The organism is Mycobacterium sp. D16R24, assembly GCF_002013385.1.
Taxonomy (GTDB): Bacteria; Actinomycetota; Actinomycetes; order Mycobacteriales; family Mycobacteriaceae; genus Mycobacterium.
This window is the reverse complement of the sequence record NZ_MAEV01000021.1, coordinates 101,309-120,988: the sequence shown is the minus strand read 5'-3', so window position 1 is coordinate 120,988 and position 19,680 is coordinate 101,309. Positions and strand designations below refer to the sequence as shown.

Annotated in this window: 19 protein-coding genes and 1 pseudogene; 6 read left to right on the top strand and 14 right to left on the bottom strand. The window is 64.5% G+C overall.

Going from position 1 to position 19,680, the window contains the following annotated elements:
• Entirely contained in the window at positions 1 to 732 is a 732-nt protein-coding gene (locus tag B4383_RS18815) for an enoyl-CoA hydratase (protein ID WP_078292834.1), read from the bottom strand.
• Between the two features lie 15 nt (positions 733 to 747).
• On the opposite strand from B4383_RS18815, the gene B4383_RS18810 reads away from it, so the two are divergent.
• Positions 748 to 1,818: an NAD(P)-binding domain-containing protein gene (locus B4383_RS18810; RefSeq protein ID WP_078292751.1), complete on the top strand. Its 1,071-nt coding sequence runs from the start codon at positions 748 to 750 to the stop codon at positions 1,816 to 1,818.
• Here B4383_RS18810 and B4383_RS18805 read toward each other — a convergent pair.
• Positions 1,815 to 2,441: a hypothetical protein gene (locus B4383_RS18805; protein ID WP_078292752.1), complete on the bottom strand. Its 627-nt coding sequence runs from the start codon at positions 2,439 to 2,441 to the stop codon at positions 1,815 to 1,817. The genes B4383_RS18810 and B4383_RS18805 overlap by 4 nt on opposite strands.
• A gap of 120 nt (positions 2,442 to 2,561) precedes the next feature.
• On the opposite strand from B4383_RS18805, the gene B4383_RS18800 reads away from it, so the two are divergent.
• Both B4383_RS18800 and B4383_RS18795 read left to right on the top strand, forming a co-directional pair.
• Entirely contained in the window at positions 2,562 to 3,296 is a 735-nt protein-coding gene (locus B4383_RS18800; protein ID WP_078292835.1) for a response regulator transcription factor, read from the top strand.
• Between the two features lie 107 nt (positions 3,297 to 3,403).
• The gene (locus B4383_RS18795) at positions 3,404 to 4,717 is read left to right on the top strand and encodes a HAMP domain-containing sensor histidine kinase (protein WP_078292836.1); all 1,314 of its coding nucleotides are present in this window, start codon (positions 3,404 to 3,406) and stop codon (positions 4,715 to 4,717) included.
• A 2-nt stretch (positions 4,718 to 4,719) separates the two neighbouring features.
• On the opposite strand, the gene B4383_RS18790 is transcribed toward B4383_RS18795, so the two are convergent.
• Genes B4383_RS18790 through B4383_RS18775 form a run of 4 tightly spaced genes read right to left on the bottom strand, consistent with a single transcriptional unit; the run spans position 4,720 to position 7,739 of the window.
• Positions 4,720 to 5,079, bottom strand: a complete 360-nt coding sequence (locus tag B4383_RS18790) for an FKBP-type peptidyl-prolyl cis-trans isomerase (protein WP_078292753.1) — start codon at positions 5,077 to 5,079, stop codon at positions 4,720 to 4,722.
• Complete coding sequence (locus tag B4383_RS18785; protein ID WP_078292754.1) at positions 5,076 to 5,897, bottom strand: GntR family transcriptional regulator; 822 nt, start codon at positions 5,895 to 5,897, stop codon at positions 5,076 to 5,078. The genes B4383_RS18790 and B4383_RS18785 overlap by 4 nt, the downstream gene beginning before the upstream one ends.
• 25 nt (positions 5,898 to 5,922) lie before the next feature.
• A complete protein-coding gene (gene fabG, locus B4383_RS18780; RefSeq protein ID WP_078292837.1) occupies positions 5,923 to 6,699 on the bottom strand; it encodes a 3-oxoacyl-ACP reductase FabG in 777 nt (258 codons plus the stop codon).
• 23 nt (positions 6,700 to 6,722) lie between these two features.
• Positions 6,723 to 7,739 carry a phosphotransferase gene (locus B4383_RS18775; protein WP_078292755.1) on the bottom strand — a complete coding sequence of 339 codons (1,017 nt, stop codon included), beginning with the start codon at positions 7,737 to 7,739 and terminating at the stop codon, positions 6,723 to 6,725.
• 258 nt (positions 7,740 to 7,997) lie between these two features.
• Between B4383_RS18775 and B4383_RS18770 the strand changes: the two genes are divergently transcribed.
• The 3 genes from B4383_RS18770 to B4383_RS18760 are packed head-to-tail and all read left to right on the top strand — an operon-like array spanning position 7,998 to position 12,381.
• Positions 7,998 to 9,569: an APC family permease gene (locus B4383_RS18770; RefSeq protein WP_078292838.1), complete on the top strand. Its 1,572-nt coding sequence runs from the start codon at positions 7,998 to 8,000 to the stop codon at positions 9,567 to 9,569.
• Entirely contained in the window at positions 9,566 to 10,885 is a 1,320-nt protein-coding gene (locus B4383_RS18765) for an aspartate aminotransferase family protein (RefSeq protein ID WP_078292756.1), read from the top strand. The genes B4383_RS18770 and B4383_RS18765 overlap by 4 nt, the downstream gene beginning before the upstream one ends.
• A gap of 26 nt (positions 10,886 to 10,911) precedes the next feature.
• The gene (locus B4383_RS18760) at positions 10,912 to 12,381 is read left to right on the top strand and encodes an NAD(P)/FAD-dependent oxidoreductase (RefSeq protein ID WP_078292757.1); all 1,470 of its coding nucleotides are present in this window, start codon (positions 10,912 to 10,914) and stop codon (positions 12,379 to 12,381) included.
• On the opposite strand, the gene B4383_RS18755 is transcribed toward B4383_RS18760, so the two are convergent.
• From B4383_RS18755 to B4383_RS18725, 8 genes and pseudogenes are all read right to left on the bottom strand, one after another.
• Positions 12,374 to 12,757: a MarR family transcriptional regulator gene (locus B4383_RS18755; RefSeq protein ID WP_078292758.1), complete on the bottom strand. Its 384-nt coding sequence runs from the start codon at positions 12,755 to 12,757 to the stop codon at positions 12,374 to 12,376. The genes B4383_RS18760 and B4383_RS18755 overlap by 8 nt on opposite strands.
• Positions 12,758 to 12,785: 28 nt before the next feature.
• On the bottom strand, positions 12,786 to 14,198 hold the full coding sequence (locus B4383_RS18750) for a DHA2 family efflux MFS transporter permease subunit (RefSeq protein ID WP_078292759.1): 1,413 nt from the start codon (positions 14,196 to 14,198) through the stop codon (positions 12,786 to 12,788).
• Positions 14,199 to 14,272: 74 nt separating this feature from the next.
• Positions 14,273 to 15,550, bottom strand: a complete 1,278-nt coding sequence (locus B4383_RS18745) for a citrate synthase (protein ID WP_078292839.1) — start codon at positions 15,548 to 15,550, stop codon at positions 14,273 to 14,275.
• A gap of 78 nt (positions 15,551 to 15,628) precedes the next feature.
• The gene (locus tag B4383_RS18740) at positions 15,629 to 16,408 is read right to left on the bottom strand and encodes a DJ-1/PfpI family protein (RefSeq protein WP_078292760.1); all 780 of its coding nucleotides are present in this window, start codon (positions 16,406 to 16,408) and stop codon (positions 15,629 to 15,631) included.
• The gene (locus B4383_RS18735) at positions 16,405 to 17,382 is read right to left on the bottom strand and encodes a GlxA family transcriptional regulator (RefSeq protein ID WP_078292761.1); all 978 of its coding nucleotides are present in this window, start codon (positions 17,380 to 17,382) and stop codon (positions 16,405 to 16,407) included. The genes B4383_RS18740 and B4383_RS18735 overlap by 4 nt, the downstream gene beginning before the upstream one ends.
• A 182-nt stretch (positions 17,383 to 17,564) precedes the next feature.
• Positions 17,565 to 18,056: pseudogene (locus B4383_RS18730) on the bottom strand (DUF2252 family protein); the annotation flags it as partial.
• 12 nt (positions 18,057 to 18,068) lie between these two features.
• Positions 18,069 to 18,284: a hypothetical protein gene (locus B4383_RS27210; protein WP_286143821.1), complete on the bottom strand. Its 216-nt coding sequence runs from the start codon at positions 18,282 to 18,284 to the stop codon at positions 18,069 to 18,071.
• Positions 18,285 to 18,294: 10 nt separating this feature from the next.
• Complete coding sequence (locus B4383_RS18725) at positions 18,295 to 19,593, bottom strand: MFS transporter (RefSeq protein ID WP_139360878.1); 1,299 nt, start codon at positions 19,591 to 19,593, stop codon at positions 18,295 to 18,297.
• Positions 19,594 to 19,680 lie beyond the last annotated feature (87 nt).

The window sequence follows — 19,680 nt, the reverse complement described above, 5'->3', positions numbered from 1 at the left end:
TCAGGCTCCCTGGAAGTTGGGAGGGCGCTTCTGGATTCGCGCGACCTGAGCCTCGATGATGTCTTGGCTACTCCAGGCCTTGTCGAACAACACCTTGTGTTCGGGCAGCTGATCCTCAAACGCACCGTCGTCATTGAGCACGCGCTTGGCGTGCTTGAGTGCCAACGGTGCGAACCCGGCCAGCTCGGCCGCCCAGGCCTGCGCGTCGGCAAGCTCTCCGATGCGGTTGGCCAGTCCGGTCTGGAAGGCGGCCTGCGCGTCGAGCGGCTCGGCGGCCAACAGCATCCCACGTGCGCGTCCGTACCCAACCAATGAGGACAGTCGGCGGATACTCCAGTTATCCAGGGCGATACCGTATTTGGCCACCGGGAATTGGAAACGCGCGGTCTCGGAGACCACCCGCAGATCGGCCACCATCGCCAGCATCACACCGGCACCGATGGCGGGGCCGTTGACGGCGGCGATGACCGGAATGTCGGCAGCGTCGATGCTCTTGATCGAGTGCTGCCAGGCATCGGCGAACTTGTCGGGATCAGGGGCACCGCTGGAAAGGTCGGCACCCGCGCAGAACGACGTGCCCTGCCCGGTGACGACGATGACGCGGGCCGTTTCAGCTGCCTTGCGAACCTCCTCGGCGAAGGCGAGCGCCAACTCGTAGGTCACCGCGTTGCGCCGTTCTGGGCGCTGCAGCTCAATGGTGGTGACGGGACCGTCGCTAGTTACACCGATCATGGCGACCACCCTAATATGGCGCCCATGATTACCGTCGCCGTGATTGGTGGCGGGCAGGCCGGGATCGCGGCGGGATACTTCCTGCGGCGGCGCGGCCTTGAGCCCGGCGGCGGATTCGTCGTCCTCGATCACTCCCCCGGCCCGGGCGGGGCATGGCAATTCCGATGGCCCACGTTGACCCTCGACAACACCAATCGCATCTATCAACTGCCTGGACTGCCGTTCGACGAGACGGGCACCATCAGGGCGTCAACCGCCATGCCCCGGTACTTCGACGAGTACGAACATCGGTACGGCCTCGATGTCCATCGGCCCGTGCACGTACGAGAGGTGCGGGCCGTTTCCGGCGGGTTCTCGCTAGGAACGTCCGCGGGCGAGTTCACCGTCCGCGGATTGATCAATGCCACGGGCACCTGGGACAAGCCGTTCGTCCCGTTCGTTCCGGGCTCGGCCACCTTCGCGGGCCGTCAGCTGCACACCCACGACTACCGCACGCCGGAGGAATTCGCAGGCCAACACGTGCTGGTGGTCGGCGGTGGGGTGTCCGCTGTGCAGTTACTGGCCGAGATATCCACGGTCACACGCACGTCGTGGGTGACCCGGAGTGAGCCGGTATTCGTCACGGATTTCACCGTCGATCGACTGCGTGCCGCGGTCGCCGGTGTGGACGAACGGTCGCGCCGCGGGGAACCACAACGCTCGGTGGTGTCCGCGACCGGACTGCCGTGGACACCGGAGATCGCCGAGGCCGCACAGCGCGGGGTGCTTACTCGCCGGCCCATGTTCAGCCGCATCACCCCGACCGGGGTGGCCTGGCCCGACGGCAGCTCACTGGATGTCGACGTGATCCTGTGGTGCACCGGGTTCCGGCACGCCCTGGACCACCTGGCACCGCTGCGCCTGCGCAACGATCGCGGCGGCATCACGATGACCGGCCGGCTGCTCACGCAAGTCACGGGACGGCCCGCCATCCATCTGCTGGGCTACGGATCCTCCGCCAGCACCATCGGCGCCAACCGGGCGTCGCGTGCCGCTGTCGTCGAGCTGATGAACTACTTAAACCTTCCCGCCCAAAACCATCCCTAAAAGGACGTGCTGCCCGAGGGCTGCAGCACGAAGCCGTGCTTCTGATCGCCCATACTCACCTGGCAGGCGGTCAGGCTACCCACGCCGACGGCACACGTGACATTGCCGTAGGTGAGCTTCTGCCCGACATTGAGTACGGGCGCCTCGGGTTTGGTGCCGCAGGACCAGGCACCCTTGCTGATCTCGAACGCGCCGTCACCCTTCTGCGCGACGGTACCCATCGGGCAGGTCCCCACGCCCGGGATGTTCACGCCGCCCAGCCCCGGCACATTCGCGCTCGCACCGCCGACACCCGGCACGTTCGGCGCGCTCTGTGCATCCCCGGGAATCCCGGGGACGGCACCATCGCAGCTCAGGCGTTGCCGTGAGGTGGGCGTGATATTGGCCGAGGCGCGGAACATACAGCCGATTCCGTCCGGGGTCGAGAAGTGGATCGACCGCACCGAGGAGTTCTCGTTGGTCACGAAGAATCCATCAGGAGCCACCGCCGCGAACCCGTTCAGATCAGGGAATGTGGGATCGGCGTGAGCGACAGCCGCACCCTCGGAAAGCAGCCCCAGACCAAGCACGGCGCAAACGCCAGCAACATAGGAAACCAGCTTTACAGTTACTGTTTTTGACATGCGCAAGCTTTCGGTATGGGACGCCAGATTATCAGCTTTCATGATACTGGCGACTCACGGGACAGCACCGGTGTCAGCAGATGGAAGGTTTTGAGCGTTGCATCGGGCAAGATGGCAGGCATGCCTGATGGACTTCGCGCAAGCGGCTCATCACAAGACGCCGGGCACGCCTCCCCGCGCGTATTAGTGGTCGATGACGACGCCGATGTGCTCGCCTCGCTGGAGCGTGGCCTGCGTCTCTCCGGTTTCGAGGTGAACACCGCCAGCGACGGCGCCGAAGCGCTGCGCTGCGCCACTGAGCATCGCCCGGACGCGATCGTGCTGGATATCAACATGCCCGTGCTCGACGGTGTCAGCGTGGTGACCGCGCTGCGCGCGATGGACAACGATGTACCGGTGTGCGTGCTGTCCGCCCGCACCTCGGTGGACGACCGGGTGGCCGGCCTTGAGGCGGGCGCCGACGACTACCTGACCAAGCCGTTCGTACTCGCCGAACTGGTGGCCCGGGTGAAAGCACTACTACGCCGCCGCGGCGCGGTGGCCACCTCGTCCACCGAGACCATCACCGTCGGCCCCCTGGAGGTCGAGATCCCCGGTCGGCGTGCCCGCATCAACGGTGTCGAGGTCGACCTCACCAAACGCGAGTTCGATCTGCTGGCCGTGCTGGCCGAACACAAGACCGCAGTGCTGTCCCGCGCCCAGCTGCTGGAGCTGGTGTGGGGATACGACTTCGCCGCCGATACCAACGTCGTCGACGTGTTCATCGGCTACCTGCGCCGCAAGCTGGAGACCAGTGGCGCGCCTCGCCTGCTGCACACTGTGCGCGGCGTCGGGTTCGTGCTGCGGTCCCAGTAGCCAGCATGAGCCGCTTGCGCGAAGACCAACAAACCTGCGTGACCACTGCCAGCAAGCACCGCAGCCAGCGGATCACCGACCTGGCCTACCGACTACTGGAAAGGCCCATGCGGGTCTTCTCACTGCGCACCCTGGTCGCCATCGCCGCGCTGGGCGTGATGGTCCTGGTGGTCACGCTCGGCACCTGGGTGTGGCTAGGTGTCGAGGATGACCAGAACAGCCAGCTGGACCGCCGGCTGGACTCGGTGTCTAGCCTCGGCGCCGTCTCGAGCCTGCTGAATTCAGTGATCAGTTCGGAAGGGAAGATCGACACCCCCGACGGCCTGGTGCTCACCGCCCGCGTGGCCGGGCTGACCAAGTCCATCCCCAGTGATGTGGAATTGCCACTACTGGAGCCCGGCTATGCCAACACCACGATCAACGGCGTCGAATACCGGGTCCGGTCGTTCATCGCCCCAGGCAACATCCCCGTCGCGGTCGGCGCTCCGATCGCCGAGACACAGCGGCAGATCGACCGGTACCACATCCGCATCCTCGCGATCTGTAGCGGCGTACTGATCGGGACCGTGATCGTGGGCTGGGTGATTTCCCTCATCGTGGTGAGCCCCTTCCGGCTGCTGGCGCAGCAGGCGCGCCTGATCAACGCGCAATCCAACCCCGATGACGTGAATGTGCGCGGTGTACGCGAGGCCGTCGAGATCTCCGAGGCGGTCGAGGGAATGCTCGAACGCATCAACAACGAGCAGGAAAAGACCAAGGCCGCCCTCGAAACCGCGCGCGACTTCTCCGCGGTTGCCTCTCATGAACTGCGCACCCCGCTCACGGCGATGCGGACCAACCTCGAGGTACTCTCCACACTCAACCTCAGCGAGGACCAGCGCGCCGAGATCCTCGAGGAAACCGTACGCACTCAAACCCGCATCGAGGCAACGCTTTCCGCGCTCGAGAGACTCGCACAGGGCGACCTGACCACCGAGGATGACCACGTACCGGTCGATATCACCGAGCTACTGGACCGCGCAGCGCACGATGCCGACCGCAGTTTTCCGAATGTCGAGGTGTCCCTGGTTCCCTCGTCGACCATCTTGATGTTGGGGCTGCCCGCGGGGCTGCGGCTGGTGATCGACAATGCGATCAAGAACGCTGTCCGGCACGGCGGCGCGTCAGAGGTTCGGCTCTCGGCGATCAGCACGGTGCACGGTGTGGAAATCGCGATTGACGACAACGGCACCGGCATTCCCGAAGCCGAGCGTGAGATCGTCTTCGAACGGTTCTCACGCGGCTCCACCGCATCGCACACCGGCTCCGGATTGGGCCTGGCCCTGGTCGCTCAGCAAGCCGAACTCCACGGCGGTACAGCGGCTTTGGAATCTAGCCCGTTGGGAGGCGCAAGACTGGTGCTGCGCCTCCCCGGGCATTAGTCCTAGCGCGCGCCGAGCAGGTCGATCACGAACACCAGCGTCTTGCCCGACAGCTGGTGCCCTGCGCCCGCCTCGCCGTAGGCCTGCGCCGGCGGCACGGTGAGCTGACGACGTCCGCCGACCTTCATGCCGGGAATGCCGTCCTGCCAGCCCTGGATGAGTGCGCCGAGCGGGAACTCGATGGACTCGCCACGGTTCCACGAGCTGTCGAATTCCTCGCCGCTCTCGAATTCGACTCCGACGTAATGAACGTTGACGACAGATCCGGGCGCGGCCTCGGCGCCGTCACCGACGGTGATGTCCTTGATGACCAGTTCGGTGGGTGCTGGACCTGGCTGAAAATCAATCTCGGGTTTCGTCATGCCAGCAGCGTATCGTCCCGCCTCCGGTGGGCGGCCAGGCTGCTCACCGCGCGTTCCACCTTGCCGTCCGCCCCGCGACTCTCTTGCGCGACGGCCGATGTCATGGTGGCGGTCAGTCGTACCCGGTCGGCACGGAACAGGTCATAGCTGTACTCGAACGGACGCCCGTCCGTACTACGGGTTACCCGCGTGATGGCCAACAAGGGCCTGCGATGGGGCACGTCAAGCCACTCGGCCTCACGTGGATTTGCACTCACCACTTCGATCGTCTCTGTCGACGAGTCGGCGATCAATCCGTAGCGCAGCTCGCACAGCTCGTAGAGGGATCCGCCGAGCGGTTGTTCCAGCAAGTCCGGAACCAGCTCGGCAGCGAAGCACGCATTGTCGACCGAGAGCGGCACCCCGTCGGCGTAGCGAAGCCGCCGCACATCGAAAACCTCTGCCCCATCCTCGATTTCAAGAGCGGATCGCTCGGCCGGGGTGGCGGGCCGCCGGGATGTACCCAGCACCCGAGTGTCGCTCGTGTGGCCGCCGATGTGCAGCCTGGTGGGCAGGCCCACCAGCTCGGCGACATTGCGCTGCACCACATCGGCTCGCACGAAGGTGCCACCGCCACGGCCGGTGTGGCGTTCCAGGATTCCGGCCCGACTCAACGGCACCAAAGCACTGCGCACGGTCGCACGCGACACCGCAAATCGCTCGGCCATCTCGCGCTCGGACCCCAACCGCGAGCCCGGGTGCAGCGTGCCCTGCGCGAGCATCGACAGGATTCGACGCCGCACGTCTTCGGCTACCGGGCCGCCCTCCGACTCCTCCATCTGCTCAGTATCGCCGCAAGCGCGCCTACGGGTTAACCGCCTCCGGCGATTCGGGCAGCACCTGCCCGCCATCGATCACGATGGCCTGACCCGTGATGTATGCGGCCTCATCGCTGGCCAGGAAGGCCGCCAGGTGCCCGATGTCGGCGGGGCTGCCCAACGTTCCCAGGGGAATCGAGCGCGCCATCCCTGCGATGTATTCCTCGCCCATATCCACCAACCCCTCGGTGAGGATGTTGCCGGGCAGGATCGCGTTCACCGTCACGCGCCGTGGCGCCAGTTCTATCGCCGCCGTCCGCATGAAACCCAACTGCGCAGCCTTCGACGCGCCATAGTGCGACCAGCCCGGATAGCCGGTGACAGGCCCGGTGATGGACGAGGTGAGGACCACGCGACCGCAACCGGAAGCGGTCAATGCATCCAGACAGGCCTGCACGGCGTAGAAGGTGCCCTTGACGTTGATATCGAGCACCTCGGAGAGCTGCTCGGGGGTCATGATGTCCAGTCGCGCCTCGGGGAAGATTCCCGCATTGGCGCACAGCACATCCAGCCCGCCGAAGGCGTCGACGACGGTTCGCGTGGCATCCGCACACGAGCCCGGGTCGGACACATCCAAGCGGACACCTATGACATTACCGACACCGAGTTCATCCAATTCCGTTGCTATCGAGTGGGTTTCATCGGAAGATCGGGCGGCAACCGCAACATTGGCCCCAGCCCGCGCGAACACGGTGGCGATGCCGCGGCCAATCCCCTTGGTGCCGCCGGTCACCAGCACCGACTTGGTGGACAGATCGAACATCATGTTTCCTCTCTGCGGCCGGGTTAGCCGACTCGACGACCGAAAACTGCTTCCCGCAACCAAGTCCGGTCGCCGAGGTATCGCTGTGCAAGAAGGGCGGTGCGAGCCCCGAATCCGTTACTGACCCTGATCGCCGCGTCGGCATCGGCATGCGAGGCGATCCAGGCGGTGAGCATCACCCGCCGCAGCATCACGAAAACCGGGATCATGCCGAGATGGTCATCGGAGAGGCGGCGCACTCGCTGGTAGCCATCGAGCCATTCGGCAACCGCTACCTCCACCTCCGGAGTGTCTTCCACCCAGGACACCACGGCGCCGAGGTCCGCCATGAACCAGGACCACCCGCAATCGTCGAAGTCGATGACCGTGATGTCAGACCCCGGCCGTGCCGGGTCAACCATAAGATTGGACAGCCTCATGTCGGCATGTATCAGGCCGAATCGGTCTGGGGTGTAACCGTATTCGCCGAGCCTACGGGCCATGTCCTGCACCGCGGCGTCGATCGCCATCCGGTCCCGGTCGGTCATCCCGGGGGCCTGCCGCCAGTCACCCCAGCGCGCCTGTGGGCCGAACATCGAGTCCAGGTCCCAACGAAACCGGGTGAACTCCTGCGGCACACGCCAGCGCTGGACGTGGTCGTGCATGTGTGCGGTCAGTTGGCCGAGCTTCCCGTACCCAACAACACCGGAAGTTTCCTCCGCGGTGCAGCCGGGGACATAACCCATGGCATCGACGTGCAATGTGGTTCCGCCTACGGCGACGGCGAACACATCCGATCCATTCGCAGTCTGCACGAGTTCCGGTGTGACGACCGGAGTCTCAGTGCGAAGCGCCCGCATCCAGGCCAGCTCCGAACGAATCGCGGGCAACGTGTGGTACCCGGGCCGATGTACCCGGAGCACGATTGGTCGCTGATCATCCACCAGATATGTGGCGTTCTCGGAAAGGCTCAACAGCCGCAACGGAGTTTGCGGATCGCGACCGTATTCCGGAAGGGCGGCTTGCGCGAACGCGCTGTGGTTCGACGGTAATCCCGGCATGGTTTCGAGTGTGCACCATAAGCGACCGTTGAGCGGACCAAATAGGACCATTTAACTCAAATGAACCGGAACGGACCCAGCTCGAAACATCACCGAAACCAATCCGGGCGATTTCTCTGATTTCCTTTCAACCTGGGAACTAGTACGGGTATAAATAACGCCGTCGCACCAAAACAGCACCGTTGATCTGATCGCCCAGGCTTCGCCGGTCGCGGAGAACCGGCCAAAACCAGACCAAATATGGAGAAGGGATCTTCTGTGAGCGACACCATCGACCCCACCACCACTGCCACCGAAACCACCACCGAACCCGGCGGGATGCAGCGCCTGAAACCCAATGCCGTCGGCCTGATGGGAGTGCTGTTCATGGCGGTGGCCACCGCCGCGCCGATCACCGCGATGGTCGGCAACGTGCCCATGGCGGTGGGATTTGGCAACGGGGCGTACGCACCCGCCGGATACCTGGTGGCCACCATCGTGCTCACGCTCTTCGCTGTCGGTTATGCGGCCATGTCCAGACACATCGTCGCGACGGGCGCGTTTTACGGATACATCTCGCACGGCCTCGGCCGCGTCGTCGGACTGGGTTCAGGATTCCTGATCACGTTGGCCTATATGGTCTTCGAGGCATCCTTGGTCGGAATTTTCTCGTTCTTCGCGAACGACCTCTTCCATACGTTGTTCCACGCCAACGTTCCCTGGATTGTCTTCGCGCTGATCATGCTGGCCACCAACGCGGTGCTCACCTATTTCGACCTCAATCTCGCGGCGCGGGTATTAGGTGTCTTCCTGGTGACCGAGATCTTCATGCTGGCGCTGCTGGCGCTGTCGGTGCTGTTCACCGGGGGCGGGCCGCAGGGCTGGTCTTGGGGATCACTCAATCCCCTCAACGGCTTTCACGATCTCGGTGGAGTGGTCCATGGCCCGGCGGGCCCAATCGCGGTCGCGGGTTCTGCCGGCGTCGGCCTCTTCTTCGCGTTCTGGTCCTGGGTCGGGTTTGAGTCCAGCGCGATGTATGCCGAGGAGTCCAAGAACCCCAAAAAGATCATCCCTATTGCGATAGTGACCTCAGTAGTCGGTGTGGGAATCTTCTACGTCCTGGTTTCGTGGCTCGCCATCGTGGGCACCGGCCCCGACAATGCCGTTGCGCTGGCGCAAGATTCATCGACGGCCGGTGACATCTTCTTCGGCCCGGTGCAGAGCCACCTCGGGGTGTGGGCAGTCAGCCTGTTCAAGGTGCTCCTGATGACTGGCTCGTTCGCCTGCGGCATGGCCTTCCACAACTGTGCGGCTCGCTACCTGTATGCCATCGGACGCGAGAATGTCATACCCGGGATGCGCCGGACCATCGGAGCCACTCATTCGGCTCATGGCTCACCACACGTGGCGGGGTTCGTCCAAACCGCCTTCGCCACAGTGGTGGTGCTCTTCTTCGCACTGACCCACCGTGATCCCTACACCGGGCTCTACGGGCTGATGGCTCTCCTGGGTACGACCGCGATCCTGATCGTCCAGGCACTCACTGCTTTCGCAGTGATTTCGTACTTTCATGTGCAGCGGAATCACCCAGAAACAGCACACTGGTTCCGCACCTTGGTGGCGCCGCTACTGGGCGGGCTGGGCATGGTCTACGTCGTCTACCTGCTGGCCAAACATGCCTCGTTCGCGGCCGGCACCGCGGCCAGCGACTGGATCTTCGCGTCGATTCCCTGGGTGGTCGCAGCCACCGGAATCGGCGGTATCGCATTGGCTCTCGCCCTTAAGTACACCGCACCGGACCGCTACGAAGACCTCGGAAGAACCGTCCTGGAGGAGGCACCCGAACGATGAGCTTTTCCAACATCATGGACTCGAACAGCTACGCGGGGGAACACGATGATCCGGCCATCGAAACGCTGATCGCAGCGAGAGAACGGATGCTCGGCCCGTCATACCGGCTGTTCTACGAGCGGCCAGTACACCTGGTGCGCGGACGGGGCAGCCATCTGTTCGATGCCGAAGGCAACCGGTATCTGGACGCCTACAACAACGTGGCGAGCGTCGGCCACTGCCATCCCCACGTCGTCGAAGCAGTCACCCGGCAGCTGTCCACGCTCAACACTCACACCCGGTATCTCCACGACGGCATCGTCGACTACTCGGAACGTCTACTTGCCACCATGCCCGGCGCCATCGACCAGGTGATGTATGCATGCACCGGATCGGAAGCCAACGACCTGGCGCTGCGCGTGGCGCAGATGTACACCGGAGCAAGGGGAGTCATCGTGACCAGCGATGCCTACCACGGAAACACCGCGGCGGTCACCGCCATCTCCCCATCACTCGGTGGGAGCTCCCTCGGATCGCACGTGCGGGTGGTACCGGCACCCGATAGCTATCGGACATCAGCGGGCGACCTGGCCGCCACATTCGCCGCCTCCGTATCGGCTGCCATTGATGAATTACGTGCCGCGGATCATGGTTTCAGCTGCTTGGTAGTGGACACCATCTTTTCCTCGGATGGGATCTATCCCAACGCGTCGGTACTGGCGCCGGCGGCGGAGATTGTGCGCAAGGCAGGTGGTGTACTCATCGCCGACGAGGTCCAGCCAGGATTCGCCCGCACCGGTGAGGCCATGTGGGGGTTTATTCGTCACGGTGTAGTACCCGACCTGGTCACCATGGGTAAACCGATGGCCAATGGCATTCCGGTTTCGGCGATGGCGGCGACTTCCGAGATTCTCGCTCCGTTTTCTCGGGAAGTACCTTATTTCAACACCTTCGGAGGAAACCCGGTCTCCATGGCCGCGGCCTCCGCCGTGCTGGATGTCATCGAAGATGAAAAGCTACAGCTGCATGCCGCAGAGGTAGGTGCGATGCTGCGCACTGAGTTGCGATCCATAGCCTCGCGTCACGTCGAGCTGGGTGACATCCGGGGTGCCGGTCTGTACACCGGAGTCGAGGTCGTCGTCGACCCCGTTTCCAGCACCCCCGACCGTTCCGGCGCGCTGCGCATCGTGAATGCGCTACGAAATCGGCGGGTGTTGGTCTCGGTCTGCGGCCAGGATGGCAACGTGCTGAAAGTCAGACCCCCACTGGTGTTCTCGCGATCGGACGTGGACTGGTTCTGCACCGAGTTCGAGGACGTCCTGAAAAGCGCCGTCTGATCCCCGGCAGGTCGTACAGTCCTCCCATGGCCATCACGGGATCTGACCGATTTGACACAGTGATCGTCGGCGGCGGGCACAATGCCCTGACCGCCGCCGCGTATCTGGCACGGGCGGGCAAGCGGGTACTGCTCCTGGAGCGGCTCGACGTGCTGGGCGGTGCGGCGATCTCGGCACCGGCATTCGACGGCGTCGATGCCCGATTGTCGCGGTACTCATATCTGGTCAGCCTGCTCCCGCGCCAGATCATCGACGACCTGGGCCTATCGGTACAGCTGGCGCGACGTAAATACGCGTCGTACACACCGGACCCATCAACCGGTGGCCGGAGCGGATTTCTCGCCCGTCCAGACGATTTCGCCGAGTTCGGGGCGCTGTGCGCCTCGGTGACAGAGCCTGTGTGGGAATCGATGCTCGGGCCGCTGCCCACCCGCCATCAATTGCGCACCGGCGCCTGGTCCGAGCTGATCGAGACGCCCATCGGCGAGGTGATCCGCGCGGCCACACCCGATGACCTCCAGCGCGGGGTCCTCCTGACAGATGCGCTCATCGGAACATTCGCCGGTGCCGATGACCCGTCGCTGCAGCAGAACATCTGCTTCCTCTATCACCAGATGAATCCCTGGGACGTCCCCATCGGCGGCATGGGCGCAGTGACTGGCTCGCTGGAATCCGCTGCACGCCGCCATGGTGCCGAATTACGCACCAGAGCAGAGGTTTTAGCCGTCAATCCCGACGGTGAGGTGCACTACCGAATCGGGGAGGACGAGCACATCGCCATCGGCGAACATGTTCTCAGCGGCGTCACACCCGCGGTATTGGCCCGCCTGCTCGGAGAAGATCCTCCGGATGGTCAGCCGGGCGCACAGGTCAAGGTCAACCTTCTCCTGCGGCGTCTGCCGCGGCTGCGTGACGAGAAAGTCACGCAGGCGCAGGCTTTCGGCGGAACTTTCCACATCAACGAGACCTACACGCAGCTGGACAATGCCTACCGGCAGGCGCGCGCGGGCGAGATCCCAGACCCGCTGCCGTGCGAGATCTACTGTCATTCGCTGGCCGATCCCAGCATTCTGTCGCCGGAACTACGCGCATCGGGGGCGCAGACGCTGACGGTGTTCGGATTACACACTGCGCATGGGCTGAGGGCAACTCGCGAAGAACTGCAGGCCGCCGTGCTCGCATCGCTGAACTCGGTACTGGCCGAGCCGATCACCGAGGTGTTGGCCACCGACTCGCAGGGAAACCCGTGTATCGAGACCAAGACCACCGAAGACTTGGAGCGCGCCCTCGGCATGACGGCAGGAAACATCTTCCACGGTGGACTGCAGTGGCCATTCGCAGAGGATGACGAACCGCTGGATACACCCGCGCGCCGCTGGGGCGTCGCCACGGATCACGATCGGATTCTGCTCTGTGGCTCGGGTTCCCGCCGCGGGGGCGGGGTATCGGGGCTCGGCGGATACCATGCCGCGATGGCAGTGCTGGGCGCTAACTGAAGGACGCCGCCCTCTCCAGGATCGCCCGCAATCTCTTCAATTCAGCCTCACTCAACGCCGCCAGACCGGCCGGTGCAGGATCATCCATCGCGGCAATGACCGCCATCAGCTGCTGACCTTCGTCGGTCAACGACACCCGCTTGCACCGGCGATTGTCGGGATCAATGCGACGCACCACCAACCCACGCTGCTCCAAATCGTTCACCGCCACCGTCGCCGCCGGCGCATCCAGGGCCGTGGCCTCCGCTATTGCCTTCACCGTCATGGACTGGCGGGCAAGCCTTCGCAGGATGCGCACACGACTGAAGGGAAGTCCAGTCTTCTCGACGACCGTCCGTCGCCAGCCGTCACGATTGTCCAGCACCAGGCTCGCCATGGCGCGCCACACTTCATCCGCGAGGGGCCTATCCGGCACGAGAAACCTCCCGTGCCGGAGCGCTCTGGATAAGCGGCGCGAGTCGCTGCGCCGAGCGCAGCGCGAACGGAGAAGTCGACACGATACCGAGCATAGCGATGGCCAGCCCCAGGCCCGCGCACATGAACCACAGCGCAGGAGCGCCGATCGAACCGCACAGTGCCACACCGATACTCACACCCACCTGACGACTGGTGGAGGTAACCGCCGAGGCCGCGCCGGCCCGATCCAGCGGCATACCGCTGACCGCCGCATTGGTGATCGGTGCGTTCACCATGGAGAAGCCCACGCCGAAAATGGCGAAAACCACCAGGAGCTCCCAGATCGGCGTCACCGTCGAAACCTGGGTAAGCAGCAGCGAGGCCGTGAAGAACAGGGCACCCGCCGCCAGCAGTGACGGGCGCGCTCCGAACCGGCCCACCATGCGGCCCGAGATCGGCGAGAACACCAGCGCCCCAATGGCAATCGGAATATAGACCAACCCGGTGTGCATCGCCGAGAAGTGTCGCTCCCCCTGCAGGTACAGCGACATCGTGAACAGGAACGCGCTCCAGGCCACACACGCACATATCGCGGTGAGAGTGGCCGAAGCGAACGGGACGCTACGAAAGAAGCGCAAGTCAATGAAGGGGTGACGCCGCCGGGACTCGTACCTGAGGAATACCACGAACGCCACCAGCGCGGTGATCAGAACCGCGATGAGCTGTGGTGTGGCCCATCCCAGCGACGGCCCTTCGATGAGGGTGAACACGATGCCGAACAGGAAGAGCACCGCGAGCACCTGCCCCACCGGGTCGATATCGCGCATGGTCGCCGACTTGCTCTCCGGCACAAAGATCGCCGTCAGCACGAATGCCAGCGCACACACAGGCAGGTTGATCCAGAAGACGGCTCGCCAGCCCACCCATTCGATCAGAAACCCGCCGACTATCGGGCCCAGCGCCATCGATATCCCCACCACCGCGCCCCAGAATCCCAGCGCCCTGGCGCGTTCCACGCGGCCGGTAAACACCTGCGAAATGATGGACAGCGCAACCGGGTTGAGCATCGAGCCACCCACCGCCTGCAGCAGACGCGCGGCGATCAGCAATCCGACGGTGGGCGCCACGCTGCACAGCAGTGAGCCCACCGTGAAGATCGACAGCCCGATGTGGAAGACCTTCCGGCGCCCCAGCCGGTCCCCCGCGGCTCCGGAGAGCATGAGCAGCGAGGCCAGCCCCAGGGTGTAGATGTCGATGACCCATTGCAGCTGTGAGGTGCTGGCACCGAAATCGGCACGGATGGTCGGCAGCGCGACGTTCACGATGGTGGAGTCCATCGACACGATGAGCAGACTCAAGCAGCAAGATCCCAGGATGACGATCTTGCGGCGCTCGCTCAATGCCTCCACAGCAGGTTCCACATGACTATTGTGAAACTACAACTGTTAGCGGTGCAAACAGATTTATGTGAGCTTTGTCATCTCACGAGCGAACGCTACGGGTACTGACGCTCTCCATAGCCGGTGTAGATCTGGCGCGGACGGCCGATCTTACCTGGCTCCGAATGCATCTCACGCCAGTGCGCGATCCAGCCGGGCAGACGACCCAGCGCGAACAGCACGGTGAACATGCGGGTCGGGAACCCGATCGCCCGGTAGATCAAACCGGTGTAGAAATCGACGTTCGGGTACAGCTTGCGCTCGATGAAGTAGTCGTCGGTGAGCGCCGCTTCCTCGAGGGCCTTGGCGATCTCGAGAAGCTGGTCGTCGCCGCCGAGCTTGCCGAGAATCTTGTCGGCCTGCTCCTTACAGATGCGTGCACGCGGGTCGTAGTTCTTGTAGACGCGGTGCCCGAAGCCCATGAGCTTGACGCCGTCTTCGCGGTTCTTGACCCGTCGAACGAAGTCGTGAGTGTCGCCGCCCTCGGACCGAATGCGCTCCAGCATCTCCAGCACCGCCTGGTTGGCGCCACCGTGCAGCGGGCCCCACAGCGCGTTGATACCACCGGAGACAGAGGTGAACAGGTTGGCATCCGAAGAGCCGACCAGCCGCACCGTCGAGGTCGAGCAGTTCTGCTCATGGTCGGCGTGCAGGATCAGCAGCATGTCGAGAGCCCGGACGATCTCCGGGTCCACCTCGTACGGTTCCGCGGGGAGACCGAAGGTCATCCGCAGGAAGTTCTCGACAAGGGTGAGCGTGTTGTCCGGGTACAGGAACGGCTGTCCGACCGACTTCTTGTAGGCGTAGGCCGCGATCGTCGGCAGCTTCGCGAGCAACCGGATCGTCGACAGCTCGACCTGCGCGTCATCATGCGGGTCCAGCGAGTCCTGGTAGTAGGCGCTGAGCGCGTTCGCGGCGCTCGACAGCACCGGCATCGGGTGCGCGTTGCGCGGGAAGCCGTCAAAGAACCGCTTGAGGTCCTCGTGCAGCAGGGTGTGACGCTGGATCTTGGTGGTGAAGTCTTCCAGCTGCTGCGGGGTGGGCAGCTCGCCGTAGATGAGCAGGTAGCTCACCTCAATGAAGGTGGACTTGTCCGCCAGCTGGTCAATCGGGTAACCGCGGTAGCGCAGGATGCCCGCGTCGCCGTCGATGTAGGTGATGGCGCTCTTCGTCGATGCGGTGTTGACGAACCCCGCATCAAAGGTGGTGTAGCCGGTATCAGCCAGCAATTTGCCCAGCGCGAAGCCATCAGAGCCTTCGGTCGCGCGGACGATATCCAGCTTGGTTTCGCCTCCGGGGTACTGGAGAGTAGCGAAATCATTGTTGTCGGCCACAGGCATCCCTTCTGAGGTTCAGCGGCTCCATGAGAACGTTCATAGAGAAGGTAGTCGCTCCGCCTTCAGGGCGCCTGGTCAGGGTCGAGGTCGGGGGTCGACACGGCTGCGGAGCGACCCGCGTCGGTCCCCTCTCCTGCGCACCGTCGCGAGCGCGCCATCCCACAACAACATCGCCCCCGCGGCGATGATTGCCGGCCGGAACGTGTCCTTGGCCAGCCCTGCGGTCGCGGTGGCCTTGGTGGCGGCGCTGGCCTTGGACATGTGCCCGGAGTCGAAGGGCGGCTGCGGGTCGTACTCGATGCTCAGCTGGATCGCCTTGGCCCGTTCCTCTCCGGCGATCTGGCCCGCCAGCCACAGCCCCAGATCGATACCCGCCGACACACCCGCCGCGGTAACCACACCCCCGCGACCGCTGCGCACGATGCGCTCGTCGCCAACCGGGGTCACCCCGAACGGCTTCAGCAGCGGCAGGGTCGACCAATGCGAGGTGGCCCGGTGGCCCTCGAGCAGACCAGCCGCCGCCAACACCACCGAACCACTGCACACCGAGGTGGTCCAGGTGGCCGTCGAGTGCACCCGGCGCAACCACTCCAGGAGCGGTTCGTCGCGCGCGGCCATGGTCGTTCCCGGCCCTCCGGGTACCAGCACGACGTCCGGTGCGGGGGTCTCGTCGAACGAGTGCGTGGCGCCGATGACCAGCACTCCGGAATCAGCGGTGACGGGCCCGGGCTGATGCCACACAAACCGGACCTCGGTATCGGGCATGAAGCGCAGGACCTCGTACGGGCCAATGAAATCCAGTGCCGTGAAATCCGGGTACAGCACGATCGCGATCTGCGTCGGAGCGGAAGTCATAGGGGAATCCTTTCGGTGCGGTGGAAGGTCTTGCGGTACTGATCGGGCGATACACCCATGCGGCGAACGAAGTTGCGGCGCAAGGATTCCGCAGATCCAAATCCACAGCGGTTCGCAATCACCACCATGGTGTCGTCGGTCTCTTCGAGCTGGCGGCGAGCGGCCTCGGAGCGGATGCGCTCGACATAGGCCGACGGTGCCTCGCCAACCTCCGCGGTGAACACACGCGTGAAATGCCGCGGGCTCATCGCGGCCAGACGGGCCAGCTCGGGCACCCGGTGCGACCCTCCGGGCTGCGCCTCGATGGCCTCCTGCACGTCCCGGATCGGCATTCGCTTGGCCCGCGGCATCCACACCGGGGCCGCGAATTGGGACTGCCCGCCCGGGCGGCGCAGGTAGAGAACAAGCCAGCGCGCGACGGTCTGCGCCACCTCTGCGCCGTGATCGTCCTCAACGAGGGCCAGCGCCAGATCTATACCCGCGGTCACGCCGGCCGCCGTCCACGTCTTGTCCGAACTGCGTAGGAAAATCGGGTCGGGATCCACTGTGATGCTTGGGAATTCATCTGCAAGCGTTTCGGCCATCGCCCAGTGCGTGGTGGCTCGGCAGCCGTCGAGCAGGCCGGCCGAGGCCGCCAGGAACGCACCGTTACAGACACTCACCACCCGTCGTGCAGAGCGGGCCGAGGCGCGGATCCATTCCATGAGGGCGGCGTCCCCCTGGACCGCGGGAACACCGATGCCGCCGGGCAGGAGCAACGTGTCACATCCCGCACCGGAGTCGGGCAATGGATGGGTAAACAGCTCCATCCCCGAACCCGTGGACACCGGGGCGCCACCGCTCGACACCAGCGACACGTCGTAGCCCGGTGTACCGGTCAAGTACTGCGACGCGGTCGCGAACACCTCATAGGGCCCTACTAGGTCGAGGGCCTGAACCCCCGGGAATCCCAGGATCACCACCGAACGCGTCACGCTTCTCAGTCTTCGCCACCTGGACAATGGCGTCCAGGTCAGGTGTCCCACAAATTAGGACATCAGGAGTTCGGCAGCCATTGCGCCGCCGACGCCGCGAGCAGCCGCTGGTGGTCAGCACAGTTGAGCTGCGTGTAGGCCTCGGATAAGCCCACCTCCGGGACACGGACCGCGATGTCCTGCTACTCGACGATCCGGTCGTGGCCATCGACGGTGGTCGCGGTCAGCTTCCTGAGTGCACGGAGCGACGTGTTGCGGGACGCCTTGGCGACCGTGTCGATCGCCAACTTGGACGCGCTCTTGGACAGCCGGGAGACCAGATCCAGCACCTCCAGCGCGGTCGTCTTGAGATAGAACCGATCCAGGGCGGACATCTGCGCCAATTCGTTCATCCGGGTGCAGTACGCGGCGGCGGTCTTGATGACCGTCTGGCGCACGGCATCGCCCGACATCCCGAATTCGTCACCGAGGATCGCCACGCTCGTGACCAGGCGCTTGACATCCCGCCCCAGGGACCGATCGCGGTTTCGTCGAAGTCGTTGACGTCGAACGACAGCGGCGGGTCACGCGAGGCGCAGCCCGAAATTGGACAGGTGCGCATCACCGCAGGTCTGAATCAGTACCCCGGTCGAGGCCGTGCCGGCAAGATCGGACGCCATCACCGCGGCCGCGCCTCGGTAAAACGCTTACGGCGACTCCGACATTCGCTCCCTGCGCACCGGAACCAAGGACGGAATCCTGGCCTTGTTCTGTGCGGCAAGTAACGCTATCGGATCTCGCCCCGGCTCGGCGGAGAGTTCCCCGAGCCGTCGCCGTGGCATGCCATCGCGCAGCCCGCGACCGAGAGCAAGCTGCTTATCCCGCGGAAGCCGCCGAAGAACCTCGGACGACAGAGCATCCATAGGGTGAAACCTACTGGGGCTGTATCTGGTCCGGGTTGGCCTGGCTCGCATCGTCCTCGGTGATCTCGTCCGACGTCCGGAACCGCACGAACATCGGCACGAGCAGCGCGGCAATGATCACCCCGACCACCACGAGGGCGCCACCACCGGCAGCGGCTGCCGTCGTACCCACCACGGCAGCGGCCGCGCCGTGCGTCACGTCGGCGACCCGCGGTCCCCCGGCGACCACCACCGTGAACACACCTTGCAACCGGCCCCGTACATCGTCAGTCGCCACCGATTGCAGAATCGTCGACCGGAAGGCCGCCGACACCATGTCCGCGATGCCGCCGATCACCAGGAACAGCAGAGCCAACCAGAGCAGCGGAGCATGCGCGGTGAGCCCAAAGCCCACCATCGCCAGGCCCCACACCACGATGCTGACCACCACCGCGAAACCCTGACGATCGATCCGCTGGAACCAGCCGGAGGACACTCCGCCGATCACTGCGCCCACCGATATTGCCGCCGACAGCAGCGCGATCACGGTGCCGCCATCGGCGGGATCACCGAATCCCTCGTGGGCAATCTGCGGGAACATGATTCGCGGCATCCCGAAGATCATGGCGATGAGGTCTACCACGAAGGACATCAGCACGATCTTGTGTCCCGCCAGATAGCGGAAACCCTCGAGTACGTCACGAAGACCGGAGGTATTGGCTCGCAGGTCTTTTGACACGCCGCTCGGCGGCATCTTGTGCAGCCGGATAGTCGCCCAGATGGGCGCAACGCACGCGATCGCGTCAATCAGATACAGCGTGGATAGATCCACCCACTTCAGCAGCACCCCCGCCAGCAGCGGTCCGGCGATAAACCCGAGCTGTTGGACGGTCATGTTCAGCGCGTTGGCGGCAGGCAGCTGATCCAGCGGAAGCATCCGGGGAATCGCTGCGGCGCGCGTCGGAGAGTTCACCGCGAAGAAGGCCTGCTGCACCGAGAGCAGGCACAGCACCACCCACACGCTGTTGACCGACAACGCGGCCTGCAGCCACAGCAGTACCGAGGAGACGCCCAACCCGGTCGCGGTGATGATCAGCAGGGTCCGTCGGTCCATCCGGTCGGCCAGCGCACCGCCCCACAGACCGAACACCACCAACGGCACCAGACCGAAAACGCCCGTCAGCCCGACATACGCCGAGCTGTGGGTGAGCGCGTAGATCTGTACTGGGACCGCGAACAGCGTCAGCCCGGCACCGATGACAGTGACAACACCGGCCAGCCACAAGCGCCGGAAATCAGCGTTCCGAAGCGGGGTGACGTCCGCAAACAATCGTCTCAGACCGCACCCGCTCCCCTCGTTATCGGCTAACTGACACCGAGGTGTCCAGGCTAGCTAACGTACCCGGGAGGCCGCCGG